The organism is Streptomyces sp. V3I7, assembly GCF_030817495.1.
In the GTDB taxonomy this organism is placed as follows: Bacteria; Actinomycetota; Actinomycetes; order Streptomycetales; family Streptomycetaceae; genus Streptomyces.
The window spans coordinates 202,281-227,692 of the sequence record NZ_JAUSZK010000001.1; the positions used below are offsets into that span (position 1 = coordinate 202,281).

A 25,412-nucleotide genomic window follows, 5' to 3' on the forward strand; every position below is an offset into this window, starting at 1 on the left:
TAGCGTGGGGATGTGAGAACGGTGGGCGACCGGCGCCGGGAACCGGACGAGCGCGGCTGGCTGCGGGGCGCACCGCCGCCGCGGTGGGTGCGGGTGCTTCCCGTCGTCCTGCTGGTCGCGGTCGTCGTGGCCGAGCTGGTCAGTCCCGACCGCCTCGACATCGGGTTCCTGCTGGGAGCCATCCCTCCGCTGGCCGTGCTGTCGTACGGGCCGCTCATGACGGCGCTGCTGGGTGTGCTGGTGGTCGTCGCGCTGACCGTGCCCGCGCTGCGGCTGGACCGGCCCGGCGACACCGATCTGCTCACCGTCGCCTTCGTGGCCCTGCTGAGCGTGTTCGTGTCCTTCGTACGCAGTCACCGTGATGCCCAGCTGGACACCGAGCGGACCGTGGCGGAGGCGGTGCAGTGTGCCGTGGTGCCGCCGCTGCCGGAGCGGGTCGGGACCATCGCGTGCACGGGGCTGTACCGGGCGGCGGAGCGGGGGACGCTGGTCGGCGGGGACTTCTTCGACGTGCGCGAGGGGCGCCACGGGGTGCGGGCGGTGATGGGGGACGTCCAGGGGCACGGGCTCGGGGCCGTCGCCACGGTCGTGTCGCTGCTCGGGGCGTTCCGGGAGGCGGCGCTCGATCTGCCGGAGCTGAGCGCGGTCGCGTCCCGGATGAACCGCCGGCTGGTGGTGGACTCCGCGGGCGTGCGGCATGCCGAGCTGTTCGCCACCGCCGTGCTGCTGGAGTTCTCCCCCGACGCGCGCTCGGTGCGGATCGTGGCGTGCGGTCACGCGGGTCCGGTGCTGCTGCGCGGCGGGCAGGTGACGGAGATCGGCGTTCCGGTCGGGGTGCCGCTGGGACTCGGCCTGGGCGTGGGCGGTCCGCCGAGGGAGACCACCGTGACACTGGGGCCGGGTGACCGGCTGTTCCTGGCGTCGGACGGGGTGTGGGAGGCGCGGGACGCGTCCGGTTCCTTCTATCCGTTGCTCGCGCGGCTGACCGAGTTCGCCGAGGAGGAGCCGGCGGCGCTGAACCAGCGGATCTGGACAGATCTCGAACAGCAGTGCGGGCCGGTCGGGGACGACGTCACCATGCTCGTCCTCACCCCCTCCCCCACGGCCGCCTGAGCGGCCCCGTCACGCTCGCTCGTCCGCTCGCCCTCCGAACTCCCGCTCGACATCCGAGCGTTGAGAAGCAATCGCCACGCCGCGCCACCTCTTCCGCAGCATAGAAATATCTACGAGGATGCATATGCCGGGTTAGCGTGCACGCGCACCGAGCTCCCGGCGACGGAGCTCGCGCGCGCCGCGCGAGGCGGCGGATCACCCGGAGCAGCACATGGCGGACACGATGTGGATGCGGAGCGTCGAGTGGCTCGCGGCGGCCGCGTCGGACCCCCGGGCCTGCAAGTGGGAGTGGGACCACGGCATCGGTGTCTCCCTGCTGGAGGCGGGCCGCTACTGGGACGTGCTCAGCGTCCCCGACGAGCTGGGGCTGCTCACCCTCGACCTGCTGTGGCGGCCCTCGCTGCCCGCGCCGGGACCGACGCTCGTCGACGTCGGCGCCCGTCGCGTCGGCTTCTTCCTGCCGCCCGACCCGGGCAGCCGCTGGATCGGGGCGGGGGTGCGGCACACGAGCCGGGGCGCCTGGGTCGCCGTACCGCCGCCGTACCGGTCGGCCGGTCTGCTGGAGTGGCTGGTCCCGCCGGACGGATCGGGCCGGCTGCACCCGCCGACCACGCTGGAGCTCGCCCTGCGTCAGGCGAACGGCACGCTGGCGGTGCTCACGCCGCAGGCCAACTCACGTCTCCAGTAAGGCATTTCCGACACTCGGCGCAGAAGTCGCCCGAGCTTGATCGTTTTCTGAAGAAGTTCGCGCACAACAAGTGCGGGATTGATCAACGACGGTGTGTACTGTGCACCAACACCTCGCGAGACGGTCACGGAATCCCCCTGCCTTCCCTCCCTTGGAATCCATCGAATGATCGAATCACCGGACCTGGTGACCGGCGGTCTGGCCGCCGGCACGCTGTCCGCGCTGGCCCTCGGCGGCGGTCTGCTGCGGTCCCTGCGCCGGCAGGCGGCGCTGCGCGCCGAGCTGAGCACGCTACGCGCGCAACTGGACAGCACCCGGGGCGCGTTCACCGCCGAGGCGGAGCATCTGGCGGCCCAGCGTGTACCGGCCGCCGCCCGGCAGCTCGCCCATCCGCATGTGACGGTGCCCGGCCCCACGCAGGCCGAACTCGCCGGAACGCCCGCGGGCATCGCGCTGGAGCGCGTCCTGCTCGCGCTGCGCGCCGAACTCACGGCGCAGCGCACCCGGATCGACGCCGCCGCGCAGGCCGGACTGCGCGGCGCCACCCGGGAGATCCAGGCGGCCCTGTACCGGCTCCAGGACGCCCTGCGCGGTCTCCAGGAACGGTACGACGACCCGGAGTTGACGCAGACCCTGTTCGAACTCGACCACGAGAACGAGCAGTCGCTGCGCCGGGCACAGGTCGCCGCCGTGGTGTGCGGGGCCTGGGTGGGTCTCGCCCGTGAGGAGTCCCACCTGGTCGACGCGGTGACCGGCGGCCAGGCCCGGCTCGCGGGCTACCACCGGGTCAAGGTCCACAACCATCTGGAGCCGGGCACCGCCCTGGTGTCGCACGCCGTCGAGCCGGTCGCGATCATCGTCGCCGAACTCCTCGACAACGCGCTGCGCCACTCCGCGCCGGACACCGACGTCGTGGTCAACCTGGAGCATGTCCACCACGGGGTCTGCGTCACCGTCGACGACGCGGGTCTCGGCATGAACCAGGACGAACGCGCCCGCGCCCAGCGGCTGGTGGCCGGCAGCGACCCGATCCTGCTCACCGACCTCGGCGACCCACCGCGCATGGGCCTGGCCGCGATCGGCCAGCTGACCCGGCAGTTCGACCTGGAGGCCGACCTGTCGTCCCCGTCACCGTACGGCGGCGTGCGCGCGGTGCTCCGCGTCGAGAGCCATCTGCTCAGCCGCATCGACCCGGCCGAGCGGCCGCCCGCCGCCAGCGCCCCGCGCTCGACCCGGCCGGCACCCGCCCCGGACGACGCTGCCCCGGCCCGGACGGCGAAGGCACCGGCCGCCGCCGAGGACGTACCGGCGGACCAGGACTCGGGTCACGGCTACGGGGTCGAGCCCGAAGGCACCGCCCTCGCGTCCGGCCACCAGGGTCCGCGCGACTCCGCCGGTCTTCCGCAACGGCGGCGGCGCACCCGCACCGAGACACCCGCCGCGGCCGCACCGGTCGCCGCGGCCCGCCGCCCGGAGGACTCCGCCGCGGCACTGGGCGCCCTCCAGCAGGGAACGACGGCGGCCCGCTCGCCGCGGCAGGCGGACGCTCCGGACACCGGTCCGGCAGTCGACGAAGCAGTCGGCGAATCAGTCGACGAATCAGTCGACAACGCTGCCAACCAAACCGAACAGAATCATCACGAAGGGGGAGCGGCTCGATGACCAGCAGTCGCGAAGCAGGCGACACGGCGTGGGTGCTCGACCCCATCCTGGAAGTCCCGCACGTCACCGCGGCCGTCCTGCTCACGAGGGACGGACTCGTGACGGGCTACACCGACGCGCTGACGCAGCCGTCCGCCGAGCGGGTGGCCGCCATCACCAGCACCGTCCAGGGCGCCTGCCGCACCGCGGCGGCCGCGTTCGCGGACCGGGAGCGGGTCGAGATACGTCAGGTCGTCATCGAGTCCGACCACGGCTACGTCCTCATCGTGCCGACGGACCACGGCACCTGTGTCGCCGCCTGCGGCGACCCCGAGGTACGCCTGGACCTGCTCGCGCACCGGGTCCACTCCCAGGTCGCACGGCTGGGCGAGAAGGCGATGGCGGCGGCGCCCCGAGGCGGCGACGGAGGCGCGCCGGCATGACCGGCCGCAGGGGCGGCCGTCCCCTGGTTCCCGCGTATCTGTCGACCGGGGGCGTCGCTCGGCCGAGCCGCCCCCACCTGGAGCGGCTGTCGGTGCTCAGCGCCCACGGCCGGCCCGCCCCCGACGGCCTGCCCGCCGCCCAACTGGCCCTGCTGGATCTGCTGGACGGCGGTGCGCTGACGGTGACCGAGGCCGCGGCCCTGCTGAAGCTGCCGGTCTCCGCCGTGCGGGTGCTGGCCGCCGGACTGCTCGATCTGGACCTGGTCCTCGCCCGCGCGCCGATCCCGCCCGCCGAACGGTTCGCCCCCGACCTGCTGAAGAGAGTGGCCGATGGCCTCCGCGCCCTCAAGCACAACTAGCGGCATCCACCTGCCCGACACCGCCCGCGACCTGGTGAAGATCCTCGTCACGGGACCCTTCGGAGTGGGCAAGACGACCCTGATCGACTCGGTCTCCGAGATCCGCCCCCTGCACACCGAGGAACAGCTCACCCAGGCCTCCGCGCAGGTCGACGACCTCGACGGGATCCGCGAGAAGGCGACGACCACCGTCGCCATCGACTTCGGCCGGATCAGCCTGCCGGGCGACGTGGTGCTGTACCTGTTCGGCACGCCCGGCCAGGAGCGGTTCCGGTCTCTGTGGGAGGACATCGCCTACGGGGCGCTCGGCGCGCTCGTGCTGGTCGACAGCCGCCGGATCGACGCCTCCTTCGACGTCCTCGGCCTGGTCGAGGAGAGCGGGCTGCCGTACGCCGTCGCCTTCAACGCGTTTCCGGACGCGCCGCGCCACTACACCGAGGAGCAACTGCGCTCGGCGCTCGACCTGGAGCCGCACACCCCGATGGTGACGTGCGACGCCCGGGACACCGGCTCCTCCATCGACGCCCTGCTCGCCCTGGTCCAGCACCTCATCGACCGTCACGCCCCGGAGAGCCGGTGACCACCTATCCCCCTGCCCAGCACGCCTTCTCCCGCTCGGCGCCGGTGCGCCTGTGGGAGGACGGGTTCGCGCTGGACCCGTACCGCTACTACTCCGCCCTGCGCGACCAGGGCGCGGTCGGCTGGGCCGAACTCGCCCCGGGCGTACCGGCGTACGTCGTCACGGACCGGCGCGCGGCGCTGGACCTGCTGAACGACACGGAGACGTTCTCGCACGACCCTCGCCCGTGGGAGGCGACGGTCGCCGACGACTGCTCGCTGCTCGGCATGATGCGCTGGCGGCCCAACGCGCTGTTCGCCGACGGCAAGGCCCACGCCCGCTACCGCACCACGCTCATCGACGTGTTCGACCAGATCGAACCGCACGACCTGCGGGCCCGGGTGCACCGGGCGGTACGGGTGCTCGTGGACCGCGTCGGGCCGAACGGCGAGGCCGACCTGGTCACCGAGTTCGCCCGGCCGCTGATGGCGCTGGTGTTCAACGACCTGTTCGGACTGCCGGACGAGGCGGGCGACCGGCTCAACGAGGGCCTCGCCAAGATGATGGAGGGCGGCGCCCAAGCGGCCGAGGGCGAGGCGGAGTTCGGCGGCTACGTGCTGGCGCTGATCGCGGCCAAGGCCGAGCGGCGCGGCGAGGACCTGCCGAGCCGGCTGCTCGACCATCCCGCCGGGCTGAGTGCCGAGGAGGTCACCTGGCAGGTGTTCCTGACCCTCGGCGCGGGCCACGAGCCGACCGCGAACCTGGTGTCCAACGCCCTCTCCCGCATCCTCGGCAACCCGGCCTACTACTCGACGCTCACCAGCGGCGCCCGCCCGGTGATGGACGCCGTGGTGGAGGTCCTGCACCACGAGACGCCGCTGGCCAACTACGGGATCCACTACGCCCGTCGGCCCGTCTCCTTCCACGGGGCGTGGATCCGGGCCGCCGTGCCGGTCGTCATCTCCTACGGCGCGCTGGCCCACTTCGCGGAGCAGGAGGCTGAGGGCCGCCGCAGTGCGCGGGACGCCTCGCACCTGTCCTGGTCGTCGGGCCCGCACGGCTGTCCCGTCAAGCAGCACGCGCTGCTCATCGCCACGGAGGCCATCGAGCGCCTCACCCAGTGGCTGCCCGACCTCCAGCCCGTCCTCCCGCGCGAGCGCCTCAGCTGGCGGCCCGGCCCCTTCCACCGCTCGCTGACATCCCTGCCCGTCCGGTTCAGCCCCCGATGCCCCCGCCGCTCAGGAGAGTTGCCATGCCCGTGACCGAAGACCTCGACCGGTACCCCATCGACCCGTTCGGCTCCGACATCCCCGCGGAGAGCGCCGAGCTGCGGGCCCTCGGCCCGATCGTCCCCGTCGAACTGCCCGGCGGCATCCCCGCCTGGGCGCCCACGAGTTACGACGTCCTCAAGGAACTGATCCTCGACCCGCGGGTCAGCAAGGACCCCCGGCTGCACTGGCGGCTGTGGCCCGAGGTGGGCCAACACCCCTCGTGGGGCTGGATCCTGGGCTGGGTGGGTGTGGTCAACATGCTCTCCACCTACGGCCCGGACCACGCGCGGCTGCGCAAGCTGGTGGCGCCGAGCTTCACGCACAAGCGCACCGAGGCGATGCGCCCGCGCGTCGAGGCCATCACGGCGGAGCTGCTCGACGCGCTGGAGAAGGCTGGTGCCGACGGCCAGGTGGTGGATGTCAAGGAGTACTTCGCGCACCCGCTGCCGATGCGGATCATCTGCGAACTGTTCGGTGTCCCGGACGAGTTGCGCGAGGACGTCGCCCAGCTCATCGCGGCCATCATGGACACCTCCGACCCGACGCCCGAGCACGCCGCGTTCGTGCAGGAGCGCATCGGGACGGTGCTCGGCAGCCTCATCGCGCACAAGGCGGAGCACCCGGGCGACGACATGACCACGGAGCTGATCCGGGTCCGCGACGAGGACGGCGACCGGCTCAGCGACGAGGAGCTGCTGTACACGCTGCTGCTGGTGATCGGCGCCGGGTTCGAGACCACGGTCAACCTGATCGGCAACGCGGTCGTCGCCCTGCTGCGCGACCCCGCCCAACTGGCCGCTGTGCGCTCCGGTGAGATCTCCTGGGACGCGGTGGTCGACGAGACACTGCGGGTGCACCCGTCGATCGCCTCGCTGCCGCTGCGCTTCGCGGTCAGCGACCTCAAGGTCGGCGACGTCACCGTCCCGGCCGGGGACGCCATCATCACGACGTACGCCGCGGCGGGGCTCGACCCGTCGCACTACGGGGAGAACGCGCAACGCTTCGACGCCGCCCGCGGCGTGGACGACCACATGGCGTTCGGTATCGGCGTGCACCGCTGCATCGGTGCCCCGCTCGCCCGGCTGGAGGCCCTGACCGCGCTGCCCGCCCTGTTCGACCGTTTCCCCGGCCTGACGGCCGCCTTCGAGGGCGACGAGCTGCGCCAGGTCCCGTCGTTCATCGCCTTCGGCTGGCGGCAAGTGCCGGTCCGGCTCCGCGCATAGGAAGTCCGGCGCGGGAGCGCGACCGGTCCCCCGTTCCGGTCGTGCCCCCGCGGACTGCTGAACTTACGTGCGAGCTGTGACGTTCGGTAGCGCGTCGGTGCCCGCTCCGGCACGCCGGGCACTCACCCGTGCACAGGTGCGTCCGATTGGCCCGCTTCAGTACTCCACCGGGCGGCCGAGGGCGGGCCCGGCGAGCTCGCCCACGGCGAGATAGGCGAGGACGACCTCGTAGAGGTCGGTGCCGCCCGCCAGCAGCTGGCGCTCCAGGACGGGTTCGGCGCTGCGGACGTGCTCGCGCACGGTCTGGGCGTGGACGCCGATCTCGTGTGCCGCCCGTTCGGCGTTGCCGCCGGCCGCGATCCACGCGCGGAGCGTACCGCGCAGGTCCCGTCCGTCGCGGGTCAGGCGGCCGACGAGGTCCTGGGCCCAGGCGCGGATCGCCCGCCCGGCGAGCAGGTCGGCGGCGGGGACGGCGCGCGCCGGGTCCGGCGGTTCGCCTTCCGTGCGTCCGGCCTCGGTGTTCAGCGCCAGGTGGACGACGGCCCGGGCGGCCAGGTCGGTGAAGTCGGCGCACAGCAGCGCTTCGACGCGGTCCATGCGGGCACGGACGGTGTTGCGGCTGACGCCGAGGACCTTGGCCGCGCTGACGGCGGTGAACTCCAGGCCGAGGCGGGCGGTGGCGAGCAGTTCGGCGCGGGTGTGGTGGGGCAGCGTGTCGAGCGGGCGCAGCAGATCGGCGGACCAGGCGCGCAGCGCGGCCGGGTCCATCAGCCGCTCCGGGTGGGTGCGTTCGGCGTAGACGGCCGCCTTCTCGGGACGGAAGTGGGCGACGGCGAGGGCGCTGATGGCCTGGCTGTAGGCGGTGGCGGTCTGCGCGAGGCTCTGCCGGGCGCTGCCGCCGAGGAAGACGCCCGGTCGCCGGCCGGCAAGGGAGCGCAGGCGCTCTCCGACGGCGGCGACGGGGCTGACGACGATGACGTGCCCGTCCATGGCGGGACACCGCACGACGAGTGCCTGACCCTCGGTCATGGCCAGGCACTCCTCGGCGATCCGGCCCCGGTCCGCCGCGGCTCCCTCGACGACGTAGACCCGCGCCGTGTCGGTGTCGAGCAGACCGGGCCACAGGCCGGCCGCGACGCGCCGGGCCGAGACGGTGTCCTCCACCATCAGCAGTTGCAGGATCGCGAGCCGCAGATCGGCGGTGGCACGCCGCAGCCGCTCCCCCGCGATCGCCAACTCGCGCTCTCCGAGCAGCACTTCGACCACTGCGGCGGTCCGGCTCACGATGTCCGCCGTCCCCCGGTCGAAGGGGGTGTCGCGGGCGACGGCCAGTACGGCCGCGGACGCCGCGTGCGGGCCCGGCTGGCGTACCGCGACCAGCCGGATGTGGCGGCCTCCGCCGTCCACCGCGGCGGCGGAGATCCGGCCCGTGGCGACGTCCGCGACGGGCGCGTCGTCGAGCGCCGGCCGCTCACCGGCGAGGACGCTGCCGTCGGCGTCGAGCAGGCAGACGTCGCCGCTCACGGTCTGCGCGAGCCAGGCGGCCACCCGGTGCAGGTCGCGGCCGAGCGGGCGCAACTGGTCGAGGAGTTCCTCGGCCCACGTCTGCTCCGGGCTCGGTGGCGTGTGCGCGTCCGCATCGCGCTCCGGGTGTGCGTGCGGCCCCTGGTCCACTCGGCCAGCCACGTCGGCCTTCCCCTCGTCCATCCCGTTGACCTCGGTGTATGGAAGGGACGTTACCTGACAGAGGGGGTGATGCCGGCGAGGCCGCCGACGGCATAAGCTCGACGGATGGCGAAGTACTTCGACGTGCACCCGGAGAATCCGCAGCCGCGCGGCATCGGCCAGATCGCCGACACCGTCCGCTCCGGAGGACTCATCGCATACCCCACCGACTCCTGCTACGCCCTCGGCTGCCAGATCGGCAGCCGTGACGGCATCGACCGGATCCGCTCGATCCGCAAGCTGGACGACCGGCACCACTTCACGCTGGTGTGCCGGGACTTCGCCCAGCTCGGCCAGTTCGTGCACGTGGACAACGACGTGTTCCGCGCGGTCAAGGCGTCGACGCCCGGCAACTACACCTTCATCCTCCCGGCGACCAGGGAGGTGCCGCGCAAGCTGCTGCACCCCAAGAAGAAGACCGTCGGCGTCCGCATCCCCGACCACGTCGTCACCCAGGCACTGCTGGCCGAGCTGGGCGAGCCGCTGCTGTCCAGCACGCTGCTCCTGCCGGACGAGGCCGAGCCGCTGACCCAGGGCTGGGAGATCAAGGACCGCCTCGACCACGTGGTGGACGCGGTGGTGGACTCCGGGGACTGCGGCACCGAGCCGACCACGGTGGTCGACTTCTCCAGCGGGGAGGCGGAGATCGTCCGGCGGGGCGCGGGAGACACGTCGCGCTTCGAGTGAGCGGGCGGAGGGCGGAGCGGGGGCGGACGAACGTGTCGGGGACAGGCCGGCACGGGACCGGACGGACGTATCGGGGCGGAGGCCGGCACGGAACCGGACGGACGTATCGGGGCGGAGGCGGCCTCCAGGGGGCGCTCCGCCGTGCGGCGGCCGTCGTGCCACCATGATCGGGACACACCGCGCCGCGGCCGTCGCTGCGCGGCCCCGGCGCCGATCCGCAGAGAGGCACGTGGTCATGACCGCCGTAAAGGGAACCGCCGTCGACATCCCGACCGAGGACGGCACCGCCGATGCCTACTTCGTCCACCCCGCCGACGACCGCCCCCGTCCGGGCGTCCTGCTCTACCAGGACGCCTTCGGGCTGCGCCCCCATCTGAGGGCGATGGCCGACCGGCTCGCCGCGGCCGGCTACGCGGTCCTCGTGCCCAACGTGTTCTACCGTCACGGGCACGCGCCGGTCGTGGAGTTGCCCGAGTTCATCGACCTCGACGCGCGCCCGGAGCTGTTCGGCAAGATCGGTCCGATCATGCAGGCACTGACCCCCGACCTCGCGATCCGGGACGCGGGCGCCTATCTGCGCTGGCTCGCCGACAACCCCCTGGTCACCGACGGCCCCATCGCGGTGACCGGCTACTGCATGGGCGCCCGGCTGGCCCTGCTGACGGCCGGCGCCTACCCGGACCGGGTCGCGGCCGCGGCCGGCTTCCACGGCGGGCGGCTCGCCACCGACGCCCCGGACAGTCCGCACCTCGTCGCCGGCAAGGTCACCGCCGAGGTGTACTTCGGCCACGCCGACGAGGACGCGTCGATGCCCCCGGAGCAGATCCAGCGGCTCGACGCCGCGCTGGCCGCGGCGGGCGTACGGCACCGCAGCGAGGTCTACGAGGGCGCGCACCACGGCTACACGCAGGCCGACACCGCGGAGTACGACCGTGCGGCCGACGAGCGGCACTGGGCCGCGCTGCTCGACCTGCTGGACCGCACCTTCTGATCTCCCTCTCCGATCTCTCTCCGATCTCCCTCTCCGGTGCCCGTCTCCGGGCGGGCACCGAAGTCACTCCTTCCCCGTCCGTTGACATGTGCGCCGCGCGGCGCAACGCTGAGAGCGCTCTCACACAGGTACGGACCATCGGTCCGTACGACCCCGACCCCCACACGGAGGCGGAGAGTGCTCTCACAACTCACCCGTTTCGTCGTGCCGTTAGCGACGGCGGCCACGCTGGTCGGCGCTCCGGCGGCCGTACAGAGTCAGGCGTCGACCGCCGCGGCGGTGCCCGACACGATCCCCCTGAAGATCACCAACAACTCCGGCCGTGGTGAGGCGCTGTACGTCTACACCCTCGGCACCGAGCTCTCCTCGGGCCGGCAGGGCTGGGCCGACGCCGGTGGCGCGTTCCACGCGTGGCCCGCGGGCGGCAACCCGCCGACCGACGCACCGGACGCGTCCATTCCCGGCCCCGGCGCCGGGCAGTCGGCGACGATCCGGATCCCGAAGTTCTCCGGACGGATCTACTTCTCCTACGGCCAGAGGCTCGTGTTCAAGCTGACCACGGGCGGGTTGGTGCAGCCGGCCGTGCAGAATCCGAACGATCCCAACCGCGACATCCTCTTCAACTGGTCGGAGTACACACTCAATGACGCCGGCCTGTGGCTCAACAGCACCCAGGTGGACATGTTCTCCGCGCCGTACGCGGTGGGCGTGCAGCGGGCCGACGGCGGCGTGAGCGAGACCGGACACCTCAAGTCGGGCGGCTACAACGGAGTGTTCGACGCGCTGCGCGGTCAGTCGGGCGGCTGGGGCGGTCTGATCCAGACCCGGTCCGACGGCACCGTGCTGCGCGCGCTCGCGCCCGGCTACGGACTGGAGACCGGCGCCCTGCCGGCCTCCGTCATGTCCGACTACATCGACCGGGTCTGGCAGAAGTACGCGACGTCGACGCTGTCGGTGACGCCGTTCACCGACCAGCCGAACACCAAGTACTTCGGCAAGGTGTCGGGGAACGTCATGAACTTCACTGACGGCTCCGGATCGGTGGTCACCGCCTTCCAGAAGCCGGACGCGGACAGTGTGTTCGGCTGCCACAAGCTGCTCGACGCGCCCAACGACGCGGTGCGCGGCCCGATTTCACGCACTCTCTGCGCCGGGTTCAACCGCTCCACCCTGCTCACGAACCCGAACCAGCCGTCCACCGACCCGGCCGGGTTCTACCAGGACGCCGTGACCAACCACTACGCCCGGGCGGTGCACGGGCAGATGGCCGACGGCAAGGCGTACGCGTTCGCCTTCGACGATGTCGGTAACCAGGAGTCGCTCGTCCACGACGGCAACCCGCAGCAGGCGTACCTCACGCTGGATCCGCTGAACTGAACGCGCGACGTCCCGCACGCGGATTGCCTCCGCGTGCGGGACGCCTCGTGAGTACGGTGGGTCAGCTGGTCGTCAGGGCGGTGTCGTCCACGACGAAGCTGGTCTGGAGGGAGGAGTCCTCCACACCGGTGAACTTCAGCGTGACCGTCTGACCGGCGAAGGACGACAGGTCGAAGCTCTTCTGGGTGTAGCCGGCGGCGGCGTTCAGGTTCGAGTACGTCGCCAGGTTGGTCGAGTTGGCGGCCACCGTCAGCTTGTCGTACTGCGAGCTGGTGGTGGTCTCCGCCGTGTCGACGTGCAGGTAGAAGGTGAGGGTCGCGCGGCAGCCGGCCGGGATCGTCACCGCCTGCGAGAGTGTGTCGGTGTGCGCCGAGCCGTAGCCGTCGAGCCACGCCTTGTACGAACCGCCGTGCGCCGCCTCACCGGTGTCGTTGGTGATGACGCCGGTGCTGGCCGTCCAGACGGTGTTGCCGGACTCGAAGCCCGGGTTGCCCAGCTGCTGCGCCGCGGTGCAGCCGCCACCGGTCGAGCTGACGGTCCAGGTGAAGGTGGCCGTGCCCTTGGCACCGGTCGAGTCGGTCACCGTGACGGTGGTGCTGGAGGTGCCCGCGGTGGTGGGCGTGCCCGTGATCAGACCGGTCGAGCTGTTGATGGACAGACCGGCCGGCAGACCGGACGCCGCGTACGTCAGGGCACCGGAGTTGGTGCTGCTCGCCGAGATCTGCAGGCTCACCGCGGTACCCACGGTCGAGGACTGGTTTCCCGGGTTGGTGACCGTGACGCCGCTCGCCGGCGGATTGATGTGGCTGCCGACGCCGATGCCGGCGAAGGCGTTGCCCACCCCGGCGTACTGGGCGGAGTTGGTGCCGTACAGGGCGGCGGCCGCGTTGAGGGCGGCGGTGCGGGCACCGGCGTAGTTGGTGCTCGACGTCATGTACGTCGTCAGCGCCTTGTACCAGATCTGCAGGGCGGCGGCCCGGCCGATGCCGGTGACGGCGACGCCGTCGGCGGTGGGGCTGTTGTAGGTGACGCCGTTGATGGTCTTGGTGCCGCTGCCCTCGGAGAGCAGGTAGAACATGTGGTTCGCGGGGCCCGAGGAGTAGTGCACGTCGAGGTTGCCGACGCCGGAGTACCAGTTGTCCGCGGAGCCGCCGTCCTTGCTCGGCTTGTCCATGTAACGCAGCGGCGTGCCGTTGCCGTTGATGTCGACCCGCTCGCCGATGAGGTAGTCACCGGGGTCGGAGGAGTTGTTGGCGTAGAACTCCACGCCGGTGCCGAAGATGTCGGAGGTCGCCTCGTTCAGGCCGCCCGACTCACCGCTGTAGTTGAGTCCCGCGGTGTTGGAGGTGACGCCGTGGGTCATCTCGTGCCCGGCGATGTCCAGCGAGGTCAGGGCGTGGGTGTTGCTCGTCCCGTCGCCGTAGGTCATGCAGAAGCAGGTGTCGTCCCAGAAGGCGTTGACGTAGGCGTTGCCGTAGTGGACCCGCGAGTAGGCGGCGACGCCGTCGTTGCGGATGCCGCTGCGGCCGAACGTGTTCTTGTAGAAGTCCCAGGTCGTCTGGGCGCCGTAGGCGGCGTCGGTGCCCGCGGTCTGGGTGTTGGAGCCGGAGCCGTTGCCCCAGACGTCGTCGGCATCGGTCATCAGGCTGCCGGTGCCGGACGTACCGCCGTTGAGGGAGTACGTCTTGTGGCCACCGCGCGTGGTGTCGTTCAGCTGGTACGTCGAGCCGGACAGCGTGGTGGAGAGGCTGACCGAGCCGCTGTACTGAGTGTTGCCGGTGCCGTTCTTCACCGCCTGGTAGCGGTAGAGCTCGGCGCCGGTGGAGGCGTCGGTGATGACGTGCAGCTCGCTGGGCGTGCCGTCGTCCTGGAGGCCGCCGACCACCGTCTCCCAGGCGAGCTTCGGGGTGCCGCTGCCGGCCCAGATCACCTTGCGGGCGCTGTCGGTGCTGGGCTTCTTGGCGTCGAGGGCCTTGGCGGCCTTCAGTGCCTTGGTCTCGGCGGCCGACTTGGCGAAGGTCGCGGTGGTGGAGGCTACCTTGACGGCGCGCTTGTTGTTGAAGGTGGTGCTCACCGTGCCCCGGGCGCGGGAGGCGGGAGCGGTGTGCACGACGAGGTCGCCGCCGAGGACGGGCAGGCCGTCGTAGGTGCGCTCGTAACGAGTGTGCACGGTGCCGTCGTTGTCCTTGACGACGCCCTTGACGACGAGCTTCTCCTTGGCGCCGAGGCCGAGGGTGCGGGCGGTCGTGGCGGCCCGGTCCTTGGCGCTCTTGATCAGCGCGGAGCGCTGGGCCGGGGAGAGCTGGGCCTGGAGGCCGCCGGTGCGCAGGGTGCCGGGGTGGGGGGCGGCGGCGGTGGGCTGGGCGCTCGCCGGGACGGACTGCATGCCAACGGCCAGGAACGCGGCGGCGGAGACCAGGGCGGCTCCGACCGTGGACCGTCTGTGGGGAAGGCGTCTCACTCGTACTCCTCCTGCTGCGGCCGCTGGGGCGACCGGTGACAGAGACCGGTCAGACGGGGTGTGCTGACCGGGAACTGCGGGTCCGGCCGTGCTGGGACGGGCGGACCGGGAGAGGGGCTCTGCGACTGTCGGGGGGAGAATGACAGTCGTTGACCAGTCCATGCCACTAGCTGACTCGCATTCGAGGGTTTTCCCCATGCCATTGGTCAAACCACTGTGTTCACCTGGTCAAACAACCTTATGGAGCCCCTGAATTGACGCTCCAGTGATCGTTGCTACGGTGCACCGATGTCTGACTCCTCACGCGACACCGCAGAAGGCGCCGGCTGGGGCGCCGCCGAACGGGGCGGCTACCGGCGGCTGATGCCGGGCCACGTCGAGAAGCTGTCCTGGCTCAGCCCGAAGACGCTGTGGGCCGCCCGCAACGGGGTGGTGGCGTCCTGGTTCGGCGATCCGACGGGACACACCCGCGGCCGCTGGGTGGCGCAGCGGGCCGCGGCGGGCGCCCCCGCCGACAAGGTCATCCGGCGCGCCGCCGCTGACCGCTTCTCCTTCCTCGTCATCGGGGACACCGGCGAGGGCGGGGACCCCCAGTATGCCGTCGTGCCCGGCCTGTTGAGAGTGGGTCAGGACACCGACTTCGCCGTGCTCGCCAGCGACGTGATCTACCCGGTCGGCAGCGCCGACGACTACGGCACCAAGCACTTCCGCCCGTACCGGGACTACCGGGCGCCGATCTACGCGATACCCGGCAACCACGACTGGTACGAGGACCTCGGCGCGTTCATGCGCGTCTTCTGCGGCGACGCCCCGCCCCTCGCCCCCGAACCCGCCCCGCGCCCGCTCTCCCGCGCCTGGTGGCGCGCCCTGCTCTGGCACCGGCCGCGTCCAACGGACGGTCAACGCCTGGACGCAGATCGGAAGTTGAGGTCGGCGCCGGAGCAACAGGCCGTCCAGCCGGGCCCGTACTGGGCGATCGACGCCGGACCGATCCGGATCATCGGCATCGACACGGGCCTGCTCGGCACGATCGACGCCGAGCAGGGCGCGTGGCTGCGCGAGGTGTCGCGGGGGCCCCGCCCGAAGATCCTGGTCACCGGCTCACCGCTGTACGTCGACGGGGAGCACCACCCGGGGCCCGTCGAGGGCGGCGGCACGGTCGACGACATCGTGCGCGACCCGGCGCACCACTACGTGGCGGCGATCGGCGGCGACATCCACAACTACCAGCGCTACCCGGTCGACGTGGACGGCCGCACCCTCCAGTACGTCGTCTCGGGCGGCGGCGGGGCCTTCACGCACGCCACCCACACCATCCCGCGCGTGGCGATCGCGAACGTCACGGAGCCGGACTTCCGCTGCTATCCGCTGCGCGGCGACTCGCTCGCCTTCTACAGCGGGCTGTACGGCCGCCGTCTGGGCCTGCGCCGCTTCTTCACCCTCACCGAGGCCGAGGCGACGGCCGTCATCGCCGAGCGGCTCGGTATCGAGCCCGGCCGCGCGCCGGGCCCGGGCACCCGGGTCACCTGGCGCACCCGGCTGGTGGCGAGCCTGCTCGGCGCCGGCGGGCGGCCCGACCGCACCTCGCGGTTCCGGCTGCCCGTGCGCAAGGCGTACACGCGGCTGTTCTCGCCGGGATCGGCGACGTACACGCCGCCCTTCTTCAAGAGCTTCCTGCGTCTGGACGTCACCCCGGAGGCGATCCGCCTGCGCTGCTTCGCGGCGACGGGCAACCTCGCGCAGGAGCTCCACCCGCCGGTGGAGGACGACGTGGTCATCCCGCTGGGCTGATCAGGTGCGCGCCGTCCGGGACCAAGCTCACCAGCGGCCGGCCTCCGTGCCGGTGACGGCCTCCGACGGCCTGCCGTCCACGCCGGCCGGCACGTCGCCGGCGAGCATCACGCGGTGCATGACGCGCGGGAAGCCGAGGTGGGCGCTGTCGCCGGGGGCGAGGTGGATGGTGGCGCGGTTGTCCCAGAAGGCGACGCTGCCCGGCTCCCAGCGGAAGCGGACGGTGTACTCGGGCCGCACGGCCTGCTCGAGCAGCATCTCCAGCAGTGCCGCGCTCTCCGGCCGGGAGACGCCTTCGATCTGCTCGACGTAGTAGCCGTTGACGAACAGCACCCGCTCGCCGGTCTCCGGGTGCACGCGTACCAGCGGGTGCACGGAGGCGACCTGGTGGTCCAGGAGGTGGCGCAGGTAGGCGTCGTCTCCGGGGCGGGGCTGGTAGCCGACGCCGAGCCGGTGCTCGGCGCGCAGCCCGTCGACGAAGGCGCGCACCGGCGCGGACAGCCCGGCGTAGGCGGCGGCGAGGTTGGACCAGGTGGTGTCGCCGCCGTACGGCGGGACGGTGTCGGCGCGCAGGATGGTCGCGGCGGGCGGGTCGACGCGGGCGCCGTGGTCGCAGTGCCAGCCGCGCAGCAGGGTGTGCCGGCGCCGTGCCAACCACTCGTCGTGCTCCATGCCGTACCGTCCGCCGAGCTCCAGCCGGTCGGCGGTCGTCTCCACCTCGGGGAAGTCCGCCGGGGACGCGCTCCCGCGCCGCCCGAGCACGACCGGCTCGCCGAACCGGCGGGCGAAGGCGACGTGCCCGGCGTGGTCGAGCGACTGCCCGCGGAAGAACACCACCTTCCAGCGCAGCACCGCCTCCCTGATCAGGGCGACGACGGCGTCGTCGAGGTCGGCGGCGAGGTCGACGCCGGTGATCTCGGCGCCGATGCGCCCGGCGACGGGCCGCACATCGATCCCCACGACGGGCTCGGACTGCTGCGTGTACGCCGTGTGCTCCATCTGCTCCGTCTCCTCCGTCGTCACCTGGTCGCCGTACCGGCCCCAGGGAGATCGTGTCAGCGATCGCGCTCCCCGGCGACAGGGCGTCGCGCAAGACACCCACCAGCGGTTGATCACTGCCGCCCCTGTCCGTGAGGCTGGGCGTACGACACAGCCGAGGGGAAGGTCCCACCGTGATCAGCATTCCCGCGCACAGGCTCAACGACGGTACGACGCTCCCCGCGATCGGGCTGGGCACCTGGCCGATGGACGACGCCGGGGCCGAGGAGGCGGTACTCGGCGCGCTCGACCTGGGTTACCGGCTGATCGACACTGCGGTGAACTACCACAACGAGAGGGGCGTCGGCCGGGGCGTGGCCGACAGCGGCGTCCCCCGCGAGGAGGTCGTCGTGACGACGAAGCTCCCGGGCCGCGACCACGGGTACGAGGAGACCCTCGCGTCCTTCGAGAACTCCCGGCGGCGCCTCGGCCTGGACCGCGTCGACCTGTACCTGATCCACTGGCCGCTCCCCCGCGTCGACAAGTACGTCGACTCGTGGAAGGCGATGATCAAACTCCGCGGGGACGGCCTCGTGCGCTCCATCGGCGTCTCCAATTTCACGCAGCGGCACATCGAGCGGCTGGAGCGGGAGACGGGCGTGCTGCCCGCCGTCAACCAGATCGAGCTGCACCCGCTGTTCCCGCAGGAGGAGCTGCGCGCCTTCCACGCGGACAAGGGCATCGTCACCGAGAGCTGGAGCCCGCTGGGCCGCGCCCGTCAGCCCCTGCACGACCCCGTCGTCCTCAAGATCGCCGAGACGCTGGACGTCACCCCGGCCCAGGTGGTCCTCCGCTGGCATACCCAGCTGGGCGCGGTCCCCATCCCGAAGTCGTCCTCCCCGGAGCGCCGGCGCGAGAACCTGGACATCTTCGGCTTCGAACTGGACCCGGCCCAACTGGCGGCGATCTCCGGCCAGGTCCGCCGCCGGCTCGGGGGAAACCCGCAGACGCACGAGGAGTTCTGAGGCGGCCGGGGGTCGGTGGTGGCCGGGCGGGGTACTCGGGGGCCGTCGAGGGGCACGTGGCCCGCGCGCGGAAGGAGTCGCAGGTGGGTGATGACGAGCGGCTGCGAACGTATCGCGGCAAGCGTGACTTCGGGCGGACACGGGAGCCGGCGGGGGAAGGGGGTGCCGGCGAGGGCGAGCCGCGGTTCGTGGTGCAGATCCACGACGCGCGGCGGATGCACTTCGACTTCCGGCTGGAGGTGGGCGGGGTGCTGAAGTCGTGGTCGGTTCCCAAGGGGCCGTCCGGCGATCCGGGGGACAAGCGGCTGGCCGTGCCGACCGAGGACCACCCGCTGGAGTACGAGGACTTCGAGGGCGTGATCCCGAAGGGCGAGTACGGGGGCGGCACCGTCATCGTCTGGGACCACGGGACGTACGAGCCGCTCAGCCACGACCGCAAGGGGCGGCCGGTCGACTTCGAGGAGTCGCTGGAGCACGGGCACGCGACGTTCCGCCTGCACGGCTCCAAGCTGCGCGGCGAGTACGCCCTGACCCGGTTCCGCGGCCGCGACGGCGAGGACGCGTGGCTGCTGGTGCGGAAGGGGCCTGGGCGGTCGGGCGGGCACGGCACGCCCGACCCCCGTCGTGCCCGCTCCGTCCGCACCGGGCGCACGCTCTCCCAGGTCGCCGCGGACGCCGCCGAGAAGTGACGTACGCCGGTGGCGGCCCGGCGGCGGTTCAGCCCTGGTGGGCGCGCAGGGCGGCCAGGGCGCGGTCCGCGTGGGTGTTCATGCGCAGTTCGCTGCGGACGACCTCCAGGACGGTGCGGTCCTCGGCGATGACGAAGGTGACCCGCTTGGTGGGCGCGAGGGAGAACCCGCGCTTCACCCCGAACCGTTCGCGGACCTCGCCGTCGGCGTCGGACAGCAGCGGCATGCCGAGCGTGTGGCGGCCGGCGAACTCCTGCTGGCGGTCGACGGAGTCACCGCTGATCCCGACCGGCCGCGCGCCGACCGCCGCGAACTCCGCGGCCAGGTCGCGGAAGTGGCAGGCCTCCACCGTGCAGCCGGGCGTCAGCGCGGCCGGGTAGAAGAAGAGCACCACCGGGCCGTCGGCGAGCAGTTCGCTCAACTGGCGTGTCGTGCCCGTCTCGTCCGGCAGGGCGAAGTCCTCGACCTTGTCACCGATGTTCACGTTCTCCGTCACGTCTGACCCTCCTCGTTCCGGGCGACACCGCGCGCCCACAGCACCAGGGGCACCTGGAGCGGCAACCGCGCGAGGGCCGCCGTCTTCAGCGGTGCCGGGCGGTCCTGCCAGTCCAGGGCCATCTTCACGTTCGCCGGGAACACCCCGACGAAGAAGGCCGCCGTGGCCCGCGCGGCCGCACTCCGGGTCCGCGGCAGGGCCACGCCCGCCGCCAGGGCAAGCTCCACGGCCCCGCTCGCGTACGTCCAGGTCCGCGGCGATCCGGGGAGCACCCGCGGGACGATGGCGTCGAACTGCCGCGGCGCGGCGAAGTGGGCGACGCCGGCCGTGGCCAGCAGGCCGGCGAGCAGCAGGGGTGAGCGTTTGGACCAGGACACCGTTTCTCCTCTGACGACCTGCCGCCGGATATTACTCGACGGTAGACGAAGTGGCGTGCGCGCGGCCCCACTTGACCTTCTCCCAAGGGAAAGCCCGACGGTACACACACAGAACGGAAGCCGAGCGGAGGCCCTGTGAACGAACGCTGCCTGATCCTGGACATCGGCGGGGTCCTGGAACGGACACCCCGCACGGGCTGGACCGACCGCTGGGAGGACCGGCTGGGCCTGCCCCGGGGAACGGCGGGCCGACGACTGGCCGACGTGTGGGCGGCCGGAGCCGTCGGCGCGGTCACGACGGCCGAGGTGCACCACGAGATCGGCGCCCGCCTCGGCCTCGGCCCCGCCGACGTGGACGCCTTCCTGTCCGACCTGTGGCACGAGTATCTCGGCACCCCGAACACGGAGCTGATCGACCACGTCGCGGCCCTGCGCTCCCGGTGCCGCCTGGGCATCCTGAGCAACAGCTTCGTGGGCGCGCGGGAGCGGGAGGCGGAGCGGTACGGATTCGACACGCTGGTCCATGAACTCGTCTACTCGCACGAGATCGGCGTCGAGAAGCCCGACCCGGAGGCGTACGCGATCGCGGTGCAGCGTCTCGGCGTCCGCGCGCGGGACTGTCTCTTCGTCGACGACGTCGCGCGCAACGTCGAGGCCGCTCGGGCGGTGGGGATGGCCGGTCACCCCTTCGAGGGCAACGCCGGGACGCTGGCGCGTGTCGCCGGCCATCTCGACGGGGGCCATCACCGGGTGAGAAGCCACTAGCCAGTCAGGGGGAACCCGTGCCGCATGGTGCGTGAGGGAGGCGGGCCCGGTCGACATGTTCAGCCGTGACGCCCACCGACTCCTCCCGGTCCCTGCCCCTGCCCCTGCCCCTGATCCCGCCGATGCTCGCCACGCCCGGCGCGTTACCGCCCGCCGCGCAGGACGATCGCTGGGCCTTTGAGACGAAACAGGACGGCCAGCGGGTGATCGTGTATCTGCCCGGTGACGGGAGCGTGCTTCTGCGTGCCCGCTCCGGGGAGGACATCACCGGCGCATATCCCGAACTGCGGCCCTTGGGCGCCGCATTGGGGACGACTCCCGCGATCCTGGACGGCGAGGTGGTGGCGCTGGACGAACGGGGGCGGGCCGACTTCCAGTTGCTCCAGGGGCGGATGGGGCTCGCCCACGCTCCGGCGCGGGCCGCGCGGATGGCGGGGCGGACGCCGGTCCACCTCGTCCTGTTCGACGTACTGCACCTGGCGGAACCCGTCCTCGCGCTCCCCTACGCGCGCCGCCGGGCGCTGCTGGACGAACTGGGGCTCGCCGGGCCGCACTGGTCGACCCCGGGCGCCGTGTTCGGGCACGGGGCCGAGGCGCTGCGGGCCACCCGCGAGCACGGTCTCGAAGGCCTGGTGTGCAAGCGGCTGGACTCCGTGTACGAGCCCGGCGTCCGCTCCCGCGCGTGGATCAAGATCCGGAACATGCGCAGCGAGGACGTGATCGTGGGCGGCTGGCTGCCCGGCAAGGGACGGCTCACCGGCCTGCCCGGCGCCGTGCTGGTCGGCCAGCGCGCCGCCAACGGCGGTCTGCGCTACGTCGGCCGGGTGGGCACCGGCTGGAGCGAGGCGGAGCGCACGGAGCTGGCCGCGCTGCTGCGGGCCGGCGCGACGGACGTCTGCCCCTTCGCCCCGGTGCCGTCGGCCCCCGGCGCCCACTGGGTGCTTCCCCGGCTGGTGGGCGAGGTCAGCTACAGCACCCGCACCCGGACCGGCCTGCTCCGCCAGCCGTCCTGGCTGCGGCTGCGCCGGGACCTCACCCCCGAGGAGTCGGCGGCCGATCTTCCCGAGGGGCTCGGATGAGTCGCGTGGCGAGACTTCACCGCCGCGACACCTGTGACGTCTTGGCAACACACACATCGACCGGGATGCTGAACTGCCTTGTCTGCCAAAGCGGTTGGAGGAGTCAATGTCCTCACGGACGTTACGCATCCGGTCCCGGAGATGGCTCACCGGCCTCGCCGGTGCCGCCGCACTCGTCGTCGCCTTCCCCGCCGTCGCCTTCGCCGCCCCGCCCCCGGCCCTTCCGGGCAACGCCGAGGCCGCCGAACGGACGTACCAGCCCGCCTTCGACTACGACACGGACGGCTGCTACCCGACACCCGCCATCGGCCCGGACGGGACCATCAACCCGGGCCTCAACCCGACCGGCGCCCTGAACGGCAACTGCCGCGACGCCTCCGACCTGGACAACACCAACAGCTACTCGCGCTACAAGTGCAACAACGGCTGGTGCGGCTATCTGTACGGCCTGTACTTCGAGAAGGACCAGGCGATACCCGGCAGCAGCCTCGGCGGCCACCGGCACGACTGGGAGCACGTCGTGGTGTGGGTACAGAACGACCAGGTCAAGTACGTCTCGACGTCCAACCACGGCTCGTTCACCGTGCATCCGGTCTCCGAGGTCCGCTTCGAGGGCACGCACGCGAAGGTCGTCTACCACAAGGACGGCATCTCCACGCACTGCTTCCGGCTGGCGAACACCAATGACGAGCCGCCGGAGAACCACAAGGGCACCTGGCAGTTCCCGCCGCTGGTCGGCTGGAACGGCTACCCCGCCGGTCTGCGCGAGAAGCTGGCCTCGTACGACTTCGGCAGCGCCCATTTCGGCCTGCGGGACGACAGCTTCGCCTCGCACCTGGCCTCCGCCGAGCCGTCCGGTATCCCGTTCGACCCGAACGCCTGAGCCCGTCCGTCACCGTGTGCCGGGACGGTCTATCGTGTGCGCATGGCCGTCCCGGAACTGATCCGTATCGTCTCCCGTGACTCACCGATGGCACTGGCCCAAGTCGAGCGCGTGCGCGCCGAGTTGGCCGCCCTGCATCCACAGGTGCGCACCGAGGTCGTGCCGGTGAGGACCACCGGGGACAAGTGGCTCGGCGACCTGTCCCAGGTCGAGGGCAAGGGGGCGTTCACCAAGGAGGTGGACGCGGCCCTGCTGGCCGGGGAGGCGGACCTCGCCGTGCACTGCGTCAAGGACGTGCCCGCGGACCGGCCGCTGCCCGCCGGTACGACGTTCGCCGCGTTCCTGAAGCGGGACGACATCCGCGACGCCCTCGTCCATCCGGGTGGAGTGACCCTGGACGAGCTCCCGGCCGGCACCCGCGTCGGCACCTCCTCGGTGCGCCGCGTCGCCCAACTGGCCGCCACGCACCCGCACTTGGAGTGCGTGCCGTTCCGCGGTAACGCCAACCGGCGGCTGGCGAAGCTGACGGCCGGGGAGGCGGACGCACTGCTGCTGGCGGTGTCCGGGCTGGAGCGGATCGGCCGGCGCGACGTGATCAGCGAGCTGCTGTCGCCGGAGACGATGATGCCGCCGATCGGCGCGGGCATCCTCGCCCTGCAGTGCCGCGAGGACGACACCGAGCTGATCGACGCCGTCAGCGACCTCGGCGACCCGGACACCCACCGGGAGACGACCGCGGAACGCATGTTCCTGCACGTGCTCCAGGGGCACTGCAACAGCCCGATCGCCGGGTACGCGCGCGTGGACCGTGGTGGCGAACTGTCCCTGCGGGCCTGCGTGTTCACCCCGGACGGCAAGACCCGGCTGAACGCCCACGAGTGGGCGGGCCGGCTGGACCCCGCCACGCTCGGCATCTCGGTCGCCGTGTCCCTGCTGCGGCAGGGCGCCCGCGAGCTCATCGATGCCATCGCGCACTGAGCCCGCCGCCGGGCGGTCAGGCGCCGCCCGGCTCCGGCTGGTCCTTCAGGAAGGCGCTCACCTGGTGGGCCAGCCCGCCCGCCGCGGCCCCCGTGGGCGCGAGCGCGACGGGCTCGTCCGCCGCGCCGAGGCCGCCCACCCACAGCCGGCGGTCGGCCCACTCGTCGTCGACGCGCAGCTGGACCTGGACGTCGACCAGTCCGAGTGAGTCCTCGGGGCCGGCCGCGAAGAGGACGGCGGTGGCTCGGCGCAGCGGGTGGACGTCGAAGCCCTCGATGAACTGGGAGTTGCGCCAGTCGATGAAGGCGCCCTCCCCGTCGGGGCCGACCCGGACGTCGATCTGGCCGTCCTCGAGGTGGACGCAGACGGGCCGGGCGCCGCGGTTCTCGACGGTCACGCGGACGCTGAAGTACGTGAGCCCGGCAGCGGCGTCGTCGCGTCCGCGCGGTGGCTCCGCGGTCTCCAGTCGATGGACGCGGACCCGCAGACCGGCATGCTCGTCGTACTCCTGCCAGTCACCGACCACGTTCGGCTCGTCCACGATGCCCCTCTCGACCTCGGAGAGCTGCTGTCTATCTGTGCGCTCAGGGCAGTGTCAAATGCGCGGAATGGGGTGTGGCCAGGGCGTTCGCGCCCTTTGATCAGCGATCAAGCCCTGCCCAGCGGGAATCCCGCCGACGGGCTCGCCCCCGGATTCCCACGGGTGCCGCACATCACGTCGCAGCACGGCGTACGCACGCCTCACACAGAGTGACGCGGATCCCGCGAGCCACCGGGAGATCCCGGCGTGCGCGGCAACAGCAGACCGCGCTAACGTCGTCATATCGGGTGAATTATGTGGACAGCGGGTGCCGGGAAGCGGCACCTCAGCGCCCGGCGCCTGCTCCAGGAGGTGCGGCGATGCCCGTCACACGCAGATCCAGGCCCCATCCGCACGACGACGCGCCCGACACGGCCGAGGCCTTCGAGCGGCTCGCGACGCTGCCCGAGGGGCCGGAGCGCAGGGCACTGCGGGACGAGCTGGTGGGGCTGTGGCTGCCGATGGCCGAGCGGATCGCCGTTCGGTTCCGGGGCCGCGGCGAGGCGCTGGAGGATCTCTACCAGGTGGCCGCGCTGGGCCTCGTGAAGGCCGTCGACCACTACGATCCGGCGCGCGGCCGGGCCTTCGAGGCGTACGCCGTGCCCACGATCACCGGCGAGATCAAGCGGCACTTCCGTGACCACATGTGGACCCTGCACGTGCCACGCCGCGTCCAGGACCTGCGCAACCGCGTCCGCCGGGCGGCGCGCGAGCTGGCGCAGCAAACCCCGGGCCGGACGCCGACCGTCGCCGAGATCGCCGCGGAGGCGGAGCTGACCGAGACGGAGGTACGGACCGGTCTGGAGGCCCTGGAGTGCTTCACGGCGCTGTCGCTGGACGCGGAGACGCCCGGCAACGACGGCCACTCCCTCGCGGACACTCTCGGCGGACCCGATCCCGGCTTCGACCTGGTCATCGACCGCGCGGCCGTCAAGCCCTGTCTCCAGGCGCTCCCGGAGCGTGAGCGCACCATCCTCTATCTGCGGTTCTTCCGGGGGATGACGCAGAGCCGGATAGCCCACCAGCTGGGGATCTCGCAGATGCACGTGTCCCGGCTGCTCAGCGGCTGCTGCGACCGGCTGCGTGAGGAACTGCTCGCCGAGGTCGGCTGACCCCTGCGGGCACCCGTACGGGCCGTCGCGTACCGCCGGCGGGTCGTCTCGACAGGCACCTCGGCGGCTTCGGGTTGGACACTGGGGGAAGGCCGGTGGCCACCGTGCCTTCGAGACCAGG

General features: G+C 72.2%; 25 protein-coding genes. 19 read left to right on the forward strand and 6 right to left on the reverse strand.

Features of this window, described 5'->3' with window-relative positions; genetic code table 11:
* Window positions 1-12: 12 nt before the first annotated feature.
* From QFZ74_RS00945 to QFZ74_RS00980, 8 genes are all read left to right on the forward strand, one after another.
* Window positions 13-1,113, forward strand: a complete 1,101-nt coding sequence (locus tag QFZ74_RS00945) for a PP2C family protein-serine/threonine phosphatase (protein ID WP_307618862.1) — start codon at window positions 13-15, stop codon at window positions 1,111-1,113.
* Window positions 1,114-1,324: 211 nt separating this feature from the next.
* Window positions 1,325-1,801, forward strand: a complete 477-nt coding sequence (locus QFZ74_RS00950) for a hypothetical protein (protein ID WP_307618863.1) — start codon at window positions 1,325-1,327, stop codon at window positions 1,799-1,801.
* Between the two features lie 165 nt (window positions 1,802-1,966).
* Window positions 1,967-3,463 carry an ATP-binding protein gene (locus tag QFZ74_RS00955; RefSeq protein WP_307618864.1) on the forward strand — a complete coding sequence of 499 codons (1,497 nt, stop codon included), beginning with the start codon at window positions 1,967-1,969 and terminating at the stop codon, window positions 3,461-3,463.
* Entirely contained in the window at window positions 3,460-3,885 is a 426-nt protein-coding gene (locus tag QFZ74_RS00960; RefSeq protein WP_307618865.1) for a roadblock/LC7 domain-containing protein, read from the forward strand. The genes QFZ74_RS00955 and QFZ74_RS00960 overlap by 4 nt, the downstream gene beginning before the upstream one ends.
* Complete coding sequence (locus QFZ74_RS00965; protein WP_307618866.1) at window positions 3,882-4,244, forward strand: DUF742 domain-containing protein; 363 nt, start codon at window positions 3,882-3,884, stop codon at window positions 4,242-4,244. Before QFZ74_RS00960 ends, QFZ74_RS00965 begins: the two co-directional genes overlap by 4 nt.
* Window positions 4,216-4,824, forward strand: a complete 609-nt coding sequence (locus QFZ74_RS00970; RefSeq protein ID WP_307618867.1) for an ATP/GTP-binding protein — start codon at window positions 4,216-4,218, stop codon at window positions 4,822-4,824. The genes QFZ74_RS00965 and QFZ74_RS00970 overlap by 29 nt, the downstream gene beginning before the upstream one ends.
* Window positions 4,821-6,065 (forward strand): cytochrome P450, encoded by a 1,245-nt coding sequence (locus QFZ74_RS00975; protein ID WP_307618868.1) that lies wholly within the window; start codon window positions 4,821-4,823, stop codon window positions 6,063-6,065. Before QFZ74_RS00970 ends, QFZ74_RS00975 begins: the two co-directional genes overlap by 4 nt.
* The gene (locus tag QFZ74_RS00980; protein WP_307618869.1) at window positions 6,056-7,297 is read left to right on the forward strand and encodes a cytochrome P450; all 1,242 of its coding nucleotides are present in this window, start codon (window positions 6,056-6,058) and stop codon (window positions 7,295-7,297) included. Before QFZ74_RS00975 ends, QFZ74_RS00980 begins: the two co-directional genes overlap by 10 nt.
* Before the next feature lie 156 nt (window positions 7,298-7,453).
* Here QFZ74_RS00980 and QFZ74_RS00985 read toward each other — a convergent pair whose 3' ends face one another.
* Entirely contained in the window at window positions 7,454-8,983 is a 1,530-nt protein-coding gene (locus tag QFZ74_RS00985; protein WP_373462332.1) for a helix-turn-helix domain-containing protein, read from the reverse strand.
* A gap of 105 nt (window positions 8,984-9,088) precedes the next feature.
* On the opposite strand from QFZ74_RS00985, the gene QFZ74_RS00990 reads away from it, so the two are divergent.
* From QFZ74_RS00990 to QFZ74_RS01000, 3 genes are all read left to right on the forward strand, one after another.
* Window positions 9,089-9,709, forward strand: a complete 621-nt coding sequence (locus QFZ74_RS00990) for an L-threonylcarbamoyladenylate synthase (protein WP_307618870.1) — start codon at window positions 9,089-9,091, stop codon at window positions 9,707-9,709.
* Between the two features lie 235 nt (window positions 9,710-9,944).
* Window positions 9,945-10,700: a dienelactone hydrolase family protein gene (locus tag QFZ74_RS00995; RefSeq protein WP_307618871.1), complete on the forward strand. Its 756-nt coding sequence runs from the start codon at window positions 9,945-9,947 to the stop codon at window positions 10,698-10,700.
* Window positions 10,701-10,928: 228 nt separating this feature from the next.
* Entirely contained in the window at window positions 10,929-12,077 is a 1,149-nt protein-coding gene (locus QFZ74_RS01000) for a glycoside hydrolase family 64 protein (RefSeq protein ID WP_307623999.1), read from the forward strand.
* 61 nt (window positions 12,078-12,138) lie between these two features.
* On the opposite strand, the gene QFZ74_RS01005 is transcribed toward QFZ74_RS01000, so the two are convergent.
* Window positions 12,139-14,463 (reverse strand): M4 family metallopeptidase, encoded by a 2,325-nt coding sequence (locus QFZ74_RS01005; RefSeq protein ID WP_373462458.1) that lies wholly within the window; start codon window positions 14,461-14,463, stop codon window positions 12,139-12,141.
* A 363-nt stretch (window positions 14,464-14,826) separates the two neighbouring features.
* Here QFZ74_RS01005 and QFZ74_RS01010 point away from each other — a divergent pair, with 363 nt between their 5' ends.
* Window positions 14,827-16,329 carry a metallophosphoesterase gene (locus QFZ74_RS01010; RefSeq protein WP_307618873.1) on the forward strand — a complete coding sequence of 501 codons (1,503 nt, stop codon included), beginning with the start codon at window positions 14,827-14,829 and terminating at the stop codon, window positions 16,327-16,329.
* Window positions 16,330-16,356: 27 nt separating this feature from the next.
* Here the strand turns inward: QFZ74_RS01010 and QFZ74_RS01015 are convergent, their stop codons facing one another.
* Entirely contained in the window at window positions 16,357-17,328 is a 972-nt protein-coding gene (locus tag QFZ74_RS01015) for a TauD/TfdA family dioxygenase (RefSeq protein WP_307624000.1), read from the reverse strand.
* 173 nt (window positions 17,329-17,501) lie between these two features.
* Here QFZ74_RS01015 and QFZ74_RS01020 point away from each other — a divergent pair, with 173 nt between their 5' ends.
* Together QFZ74_RS01020 and QFZ74_RS01025 are read left to right on the forward strand one after the other, a co-directional pair.
* Window positions 17,502-18,332, forward strand: a complete 831-nt coding sequence (locus QFZ74_RS01020; protein ID WP_307618874.1) for an aldo/keto reductase — start codon at window positions 17,502-17,504, stop codon at window positions 18,330-18,332.
* A gap of 83 nt (window positions 18,333-18,415) precedes the next feature.
* Window positions 18,416-19,021, forward strand: coding sequence for a DNA polymerase ligase N-terminal domain-containing protein (locus tag QFZ74_RS01025; RefSeq protein ID WP_307618875.1), 606 nt, complete (start codon window positions 18,416-18,418; stop codon window positions 19,019-19,021).
* 28 nt (window positions 19,022-19,049) lie between these two features.
* Here the strand turns inward: QFZ74_RS01025 and QFZ74_RS01030 are convergent, their stop codons facing one another.
* On the reverse strand, window positions 19,050-19,517 hold the full coding sequence (locus QFZ74_RS01030) for a peroxiredoxin (protein WP_307618876.1): 468 nt from the start codon (window positions 19,515-19,517) through the stop codon (window positions 19,050-19,052).
* Entirely contained in the window at window positions 19,514-19,894 is a 381-nt protein-coding gene (locus QFZ74_RS01035) for a DoxX family protein (RefSeq protein ID WP_307618877.1), read from the reverse strand. The genes QFZ74_RS01030 and QFZ74_RS01035 overlap by 4 nt, the downstream gene beginning before the upstream one ends.
* Window positions 19,895-20,029: 135 nt before the next feature.
* On the opposite strand from QFZ74_RS01035, the gene QFZ74_RS01040 reads away from it, so the two are divergent.
* The 4 genes from QFZ74_RS01040 to hemC all read left to right on the forward strand — a co-directional run bounded on the left by QFZ74_RS01040 (window position 20,030) and on the right by hemC (window position 23,599).
* The gene (locus QFZ74_RS01040; RefSeq protein ID WP_307618878.1) at window positions 20,030-20,659 is read left to right on the forward strand and encodes an HAD-IA family hydrolase; all 630 of its coding nucleotides are present in this window, start codon (window positions 20,030-20,032) and stop codon (window positions 20,657-20,659) included.
* A 98-nt stretch (window positions 20,660-20,757) separates the two neighbouring features.
* The gene (locus tag QFZ74_RS01045) at window positions 20,758-21,738 is read left to right on the forward strand and encodes an RNA ligase family protein (RefSeq protein WP_307624001.1); all 981 of its coding nucleotides are present in this window, start codon (window positions 20,758-20,760) and stop codon (window positions 21,736-21,738) included.
* A 106-nt stretch (window positions 21,739-21,844) separates the two neighbouring features.
* Window positions 21,845-22,621 (forward strand): NPP1 family protein, encoded by a 777-nt coding sequence (locus QFZ74_RS01050; RefSeq protein ID WP_307618879.1) that lies wholly within the window; start codon window positions 21,845-21,847, stop codon window positions 22,619-22,621.
* A 36-nt stretch (window positions 22,622-22,657) separates the two neighbouring features.
* Window positions 22,658-23,599, forward strand: coding sequence for a hydroxymethylbilane synthase (gene hemC / locus QFZ74_RS01055; RefSeq protein WP_307618880.1), 942 nt, complete (start codon window positions 22,658-22,660; stop codon window positions 23,597-23,599).
* 16 nt (window positions 23,600-23,615) lie between these two features.
* Here the strand turns inward: hemC and QFZ74_RS01060 are convergent, their stop codons facing one another.
* On the reverse strand, window positions 23,616-24,140 hold the full coding sequence (locus QFZ74_RS01060; protein ID WP_307618881.1) for a hypothetical protein: 525 nt from the start codon (window positions 24,138-24,140) through the stop codon (window positions 23,616-23,618).
* Between the two features lie 359 nt (window positions 24,141-24,499).
* Here QFZ74_RS01060 and QFZ74_RS01065 point away from each other — a divergent pair, with 359 nt between their 5' ends.
* Entirely contained in the window at window positions 24,500-25,291 is a 792-nt protein-coding gene (locus QFZ74_RS01065) for an RNA polymerase sigma factor SigF (RefSeq protein ID WP_307618882.1), read from the forward strand.
* The last annotated feature ends 121 nt before the right edge of the window (window positions 25,292-25,412 follow it).

What these genes read in the sequence shown, in the direction of transcription:
- QFZ74_RS00950 (WP_307618863.1), top strand. Translation starts at nt 1,325, where the DNA reads ATGGCGGACACGATGTGGATGCGGAGCGTCGAGTGGCTCGCGGCGGCC.
- QFZ74_RS00955 (WP_307618864.1), top strand. Translation starts at nt 1,967, where the DNA reads ATGATCGAATCACCGGACCTGGTGACCGGCGGTCTGGCCGCCGGCACG.
- QFZ74_RS00960 (WP_307618865.1), top strand. Translation starts at nt 3,460, where the DNA reads ATGACCAGCAGTCGCGAAGCAGGCGACACGGCGTGGGTGCTCGACCCC.
- QFZ74_RS00965 (WP_307618866.1), top strand. Translation starts at nt 3,882, where the DNA reads ATGACCGGCCGCAGGGGCGGCCGTCCCCTGGTTCCCGCGTATCTGTCG.
- QFZ74_RS00970 (WP_307618867.1), top strand. Translation starts at nt 4,216, where the DNA reads ATGGCCTCCGCGCCCTCAAGCACAACTAGCGGCATCCACCTGCCCGAC.
- QFZ74_RS00980 (WP_307618869.1), top strand. Translation starts at nt 6,056, where the DNA reads ATGCCCGTGACCGAAGACCTCGACCGGTACCCCATCGACCCGTTCGGC.
- QFZ74_RS00990 (WP_307618870.1), top strand. Translation starts at nt 9,089, where the DNA reads ATGGCGAAGTACTTCGACGTGCACCCGGAGAATCCGCAGCCGCGCGGC.
- QFZ74_RS00995 (WP_307618871.1), top strand. Translation starts at nt 9,945, where the DNA reads ATGACCGCCGTAAAGGGAACCGCCGTCGACATCCCGACCGAGGACGGC.
- QFZ74_RS01005 (WP_373462458.1), bottom strand. Translation starts at nt 14,463, where the DNA reads ATGCAGTCCGTCCCGGCGAGCGCCCAGCCCACCGCCGCCGCCCCCCAC.
- QFZ74_RS01010 (WP_307618873.1), top strand. Translation starts at nt 14,827, where the DNA reads ATGTCTGACTCCTCACGCGACACCGCAGAAGGCGCCGGCTGGGGCGCC.
- QFZ74_RS01015 (WP_307624000.1), bottom strand. Translation starts at nt 17,328, where the DNA reads ATGGAGCACACGGCGTACACGCAGCAGTCCGAGCCCGTCGTGGGGATC.
- QFZ74_RS01050 (WP_307618879.1), top strand. Translation starts at nt 21,845, where the DNA reads ATGTCCTCACGGACGTTACGCATCCGGTCCCGGAGATGGCTCACCGGC.
- QFZ74_RS01065 (WP_307618882.1), top strand. Translation starts at nt 24,500, where the DNA reads ATGCCCGTCACACGCAGATCCAGGCCCCATCCGCACGACGACGCGCCC.